3 protein-coding genes are annotated in these 4,797 nt (G+C 55.5%); 2 read left to right on the forward strand and 1 reads right to left on the reverse strand.

Annotation, left to right across the window (positions count from 1 at the left end):
• Positions 1–260, forward strand: a 260-nt coding sequence (locus tag VGE80_RS05680) for a hypothetical protein (protein ID WP_440591973.1), incomplete at its 5' end; no start/stop codon positions are given.
• 70 nt (positions 261–330) lie between these two features.
• Here VGE80_RS05680 and VGE80_RS05685 read toward each other — a convergent pair.
• Positions 331–3,282: an FG-GAP-like repeat-containing protein gene (locus VGE80_RS05685; RefSeq protein WP_440591974.1), complete on the reverse strand. Its 2,952-nt coding sequence runs from the start codon at positions 3,280–3,282 to the stop codon at positions 331–333.
• A gap of 622 nt (positions 3,283–3,904) precedes the next feature.
• Between VGE80_RS05685 and VGE80_RS05690 the strand changes: the two genes are divergently transcribed.
• On the forward strand, positions 3,905–4,797 hold an 893-nt coding region (locus tag VGE80_RS05690), incomplete at its 3' end, for a TolB family protein (RefSeq protein WP_440591975.1).

A 4,797-nucleotide genomic window follows, 5' to 3' on the forward strand; every position in this document is an offset into this window, starting at 1 on the left:
AGAGAGTTCGCAAATCTTTTGCGAAACAAAGATTACCGGGAACGGAACAGCAGAAAGCCCGGGCGATGCACGCACCTGTTGGGCCTGCTCACGGATTTACCACCGAAACATCGGTTCATAAGTCAGTTTTTGTGAAAGGAGATCTCGGGAAGTATCACTGCTATAAACACAAACTTCAAGGTGCAACCCTTCAAAATCACGGCTTTTTATGGTTCCTCAGATTAACTGTTATTAATACATTAAGTAGCAAAGTGACCTGACAAAAATGCTACACGCAACAAGATGCGGCGCATCAACAGAACAGTGCGAATCGAGAACATGAACACGAGCTCAGTCTGCGCGTTCAATTACGACAGAATCCGTGTTCGCAGCCACCGCATTCAAAGCAGATACTGCGCCAGACGGCCAAAAAATTCTTAGTTCGTCGATCTGCTGGGCTGAACCGAGGCCGAGCAGAAAAGACCTCTCATTGCAGCTCATGAAGCCATCACCCGAACTGGCCTCAAAGATTCGGGTCTGCCCGCCCACCTCCATCTCAATTCGACAGCCTCGACCGTCCCGATTCGAGCGGGTACCGACAAGTTGCAATTGAATGTGGTTTCCCGCCTTCTCCAACAGATTACGCAGCAAAGCAGCAGGGCGGTCGAGATACGTCACGGCAAGATCGGGCCTGCCGTCGCGATCGAAATCCAGGCGTGCCACCGCGCGTGCGAGTGCCGGCGCCTGGAAAAAGTCCCCCGCCGTCTTGGAGCAGTCAACGAAATGCCCTCGTTGATCGCCCGAGAAAGCCTGTGGCGGCATCTTCCAGGGCTCATTTCGCTCACCGAAATCGCCAATGTGACCATTGGCAATAAATAACCCCAGGGCCCCCGACAGCGAATAGTCAATGCTTTGAATTCCGAAACCCAGCAACTGTTTGGTGGCGGACAATAGCCCTGCTGTTGCAGACTGGTCCTCGAAATACCCTTCACCTTGATTGAGGTAGAGCGTCGCCCCTTCGTTGAAAAAGTTGGTGACGATCAGGTCGAGCCATCCGTTGCCGTCGAAATCCTCACAGACAATTCCCATCCCGGCCTGAGCCATTCCCCGGTTATTGACCGCACAGCCTGATCGCATTCCGATCTCGGTAAACCGGCATCGCCCCTGTGCATCATTCCCTTCGTTCATAAAGAGAAAATTGGGAGTTCCGTCGTTGGCCACGTAGATATCAGGACGTCGATCCCCAGTGAAATCCGCCACGACAACGCCCAATCCCTTTCCTAACGGGACCCGAATTCCGCTCTCCTGCGAGATATCCTCAAACGTGCCATCCCCTCGGTTCAAATACAGGGTGTCGTCCGCCGCGATGTAGTTTGCCGGGCTGCAAATCGTGTACGTGCCGTCCGGCTTCCTGCAGACCTTGAACGGGTCGCGAACATAGGCCGTCACGTAAAGGTCAAGATTGCCATCCAGATTCAAATCACAGAAGGCAGCACTCGTTTGCCATTCTGTCCCCACGACCTGCGCAGCATCAGAAATCTCGGTGAAGCTTCCATCCCCGTTGTTCCTGTAGAAAACATTCCGGCCAAAACCCGCAACGAACAGGTCGGCATCGCCGTCATTGTCAAAGTCACCTGCGGAACATCCTTGACCATACACCTGACGATCGATCCCCGCAGACTCCGTCGCATCACGAAACTGCCCGTTACCCAGGTTACGAAACAACTTTCCCGCAGGGGCGGGCCACGTTTTTCCCGCGATAACACCGCTCCCTCGAAATTGACTTTCAAGCTCACCACCCTGAGCGAAATAGAGGTCCGTCCAACCATCGTTGTCGTAATCAAACGCAGCCACCCCGCCGCCCAGTGTCTCCACGATCCATTTTTGTCCGATCCCCCCCACCTCAAACGTGAAGTCGATACCCGCAGACTGATGCACATCCTCAAACTTCGGCAGGGACGCCAGCGCCGACGGACCGGGCTCCAACATGACAGACGTGGCCGGCTTGTTGATCGACCGATCGGTGCCCGGTTTGGACAGCGTGACCGCGGCCACTAACTCGAGTTCGGGAGGCAACACATTCTCAGAGCGACCTGCGGAAAGGGCCGCGCGCAACTCGTCAACTCGAGGCGATTCGACTCCTTCCGTCATCAGCAACCGCAGCCATGACGCCGCTTCACGCCGTCGCCCCAGTTCCGTCATCAACTGACACGCATCAATAATCAGCGGCGACAATCCCCGCACTGGCAAATGAGTCGTTCGGCGAATGCGATGAATCAGGTTACTGAGCTGTTCCCCCTTCGCTGCCAGCCTCAATGCGGCTGCGGCCGGTTCCGCATGTCCCAGACGATCCAGAGCCTGCCCCAATTGATAGATGGCCGGAGTGTCAGCGGGATCATGAGTGACAACCAGACGAAGAAACCAGGCGGCTTCCGCCCAGTGGGACGTCGCCGCCGCATACATTCCCCGGGCGCGGGCGATCGGTGAAGGAGGATCTTCATTCTGTGCCCAGGGCTTCAGCGTTTGCTCGGCATCAGCCAGCCTGCCAAGTCGCAGTTGCGCCTCGACAGCCAGACGAACATCCTCCGGCCGCAGGGGCCGAGATTGCAGTAAAGCAAGAACCTCGGGATACCGATCGTCGAGCAACAGGTAACGCGCCGCTGCCGTGTGACTCTCCGCGTCTTGCGGATCGGCGGTGGAGTACTGCTCCATCAGAGCGAGTCGCTCGCCAGCGGAGTAAAATTGCTCATTCGCGGACGAGTACGCTGAAAGCTCTTCAACCGAAAGAGGACGGCACGTCTGCAGCCCCTCAAATGCCTTGCGGACGTCACTACTGCGGATCTGGGACAAATAGAGCTGCGCCAGTCGCTCCCAGGCGGCTCCCAGCTTGGGATTCAGAGTGACAGCGTCGATCCAGTATCGCTCTGCATCGGCCGCGCGATGTTTCATGGCCGCAACAATTCCCTGCAGCAATTGTCGCCCGGGACTCGGTTCCGTCTCGGGCAACTGACCAAGGAATGTCGCCGCCATGTCAGCGTCGTCGAGATTGATACTGACGAGCGCAAGCCGGAGCATCAACTTTTCGCGAGTCGGCTTTCGTCGCGCGAGATCACGGAGCAGGGGGGACAGTTCATCGGCCCGTTGCTGCTCTGCCAGTTTCTCAACGGAACTGACAGCCCGAGACCAATCTTCGTCGGTGAATTCTTCTTCAGGCTGAAAGTAGCGGTAGAGTCCGACGACGACTATTACGCCCAGAACCGCACCCAGTATCCATCCAATCCGTCTCGATCTCTGCGTTGCCACCGGCTCGACTCCAAGGGACCCTCCAGAAAGAGAGAAGAACTGTATTCCCCGATCAAAAGAAATCACAGCAACCCTGAATTGTTCGACCGCTTTGCAGTGTCCGTCAACCGACACTCTTCAAGCCCCACCCTTGCAGAACCCTGCATGACCGCACATTGCCTTCCCTGGACTATGGCATCCTCACCGTCAAAAAGCGGGCAGCTTCGGGTCGCCCTGAACTTCGCTGCACAGATTGCCAGCCGGTAGCCCTCATGAAGAGATGGCGGTCACACGCCGCAGCCTCACCTCTTTAATCAGAGACGAGATCGTTTAATCAGAGACGAGATCGTGACTCGCTCTGACCTGATTTATCCAGACGAGTCACGAGGAAGCGACCACCATATTAAAGCAGGACTCGGACAATGTTCGCTTTACATGAATTATCACCCTGCGTTTGTACACTCGTACACACACCCCTATAATCTGCACCTCACCTCGAACGACGATTACGTTAGTTAACGCTCTACAGCGGCAACTGGTCAGGGAGTTACTTTCCCCCTCCTCCGATGAGTCTTGCAAGAAGTGTTTCCGGCGGAAGCGACAGCACGATTGCACCGTTATGCCAACTCACAAGGAACTCAAGATGCAACGTAGTCAACGACTGATCCTTATCCTGCTGGTGATACCGTTCGCTTTGATCTTCACGACAGCGACTCCTTCGGCCGGCGAAGAAACAAAGCGAACTCACTCGGTCACGATCGCTGATTACTTCACGCAAGGTCACATTACGGAGTGCGAAATCTCACCGAATGGCCAACACGTCGCCTACGTCGAACGACGGTGGGGCGAGTCCGACGTCCCCGGCAATGTCGACATCTGGCTGGTCGACAGTGCCACGAAAAGAACGGAAAGACTGACATTCGATCCGGGCCCGCAAATGATGGTCAAGTGGGCTCCTGACGGGAAATCGCTGTTCTTTCGGGGAACGTTTAAACGACCGAATGAGACAAGTCCTCCCTACAACGACAAAGCTCAAGTGTGGAGACTTCATATCGAGTCCACTCGGATCACTCCCGTCACATTCTGCTCGGATGGGATCAGTGCCTTTGAGGTCGGCTCTGGAGGGGATTCTGTCTACTACGTCGAATCGGTCCCCCAGCCGCACGCCGAATGGGCAAAACTGAAGAAGGATTTCAAGAACCTCGTCTATGGTGAAGGTGCCTCCGAATGCAGTCGCCTGTGCAAAGTGAATTTAACAAATTGGCGAGTCGAGACGCTCTACGACCAGAATCGATACATTCACTCCATGAGTGTCAGTCCGGATGAAACCAGAATCGCTCTCATCACGACGCCCGACAGCTTCGACGTCACGCATGAAGGAAGCAGCCAAGTTGACATACTGACCGTCAAGTCCGGTCACGTGATTCAGATCCCCGATTCTGTCTGGCGGGCTAACGGACCTTCACCCTATGGCTGGCTTGAATCACCCTGCTGGTCGTCCTCAGGAGAACAACTGGCGTTCGCCGTCTACTACGA

The sequence above is a fragment of the Schlesneria sp. genome (genome assembly GCF_036405755.1).
Lineage (GTDB): Bacteria > Planctomycetota > Planctomycetia > Planctomycetales > Planctomycetaceae > Schlesneria > Schlesneria sphaerica.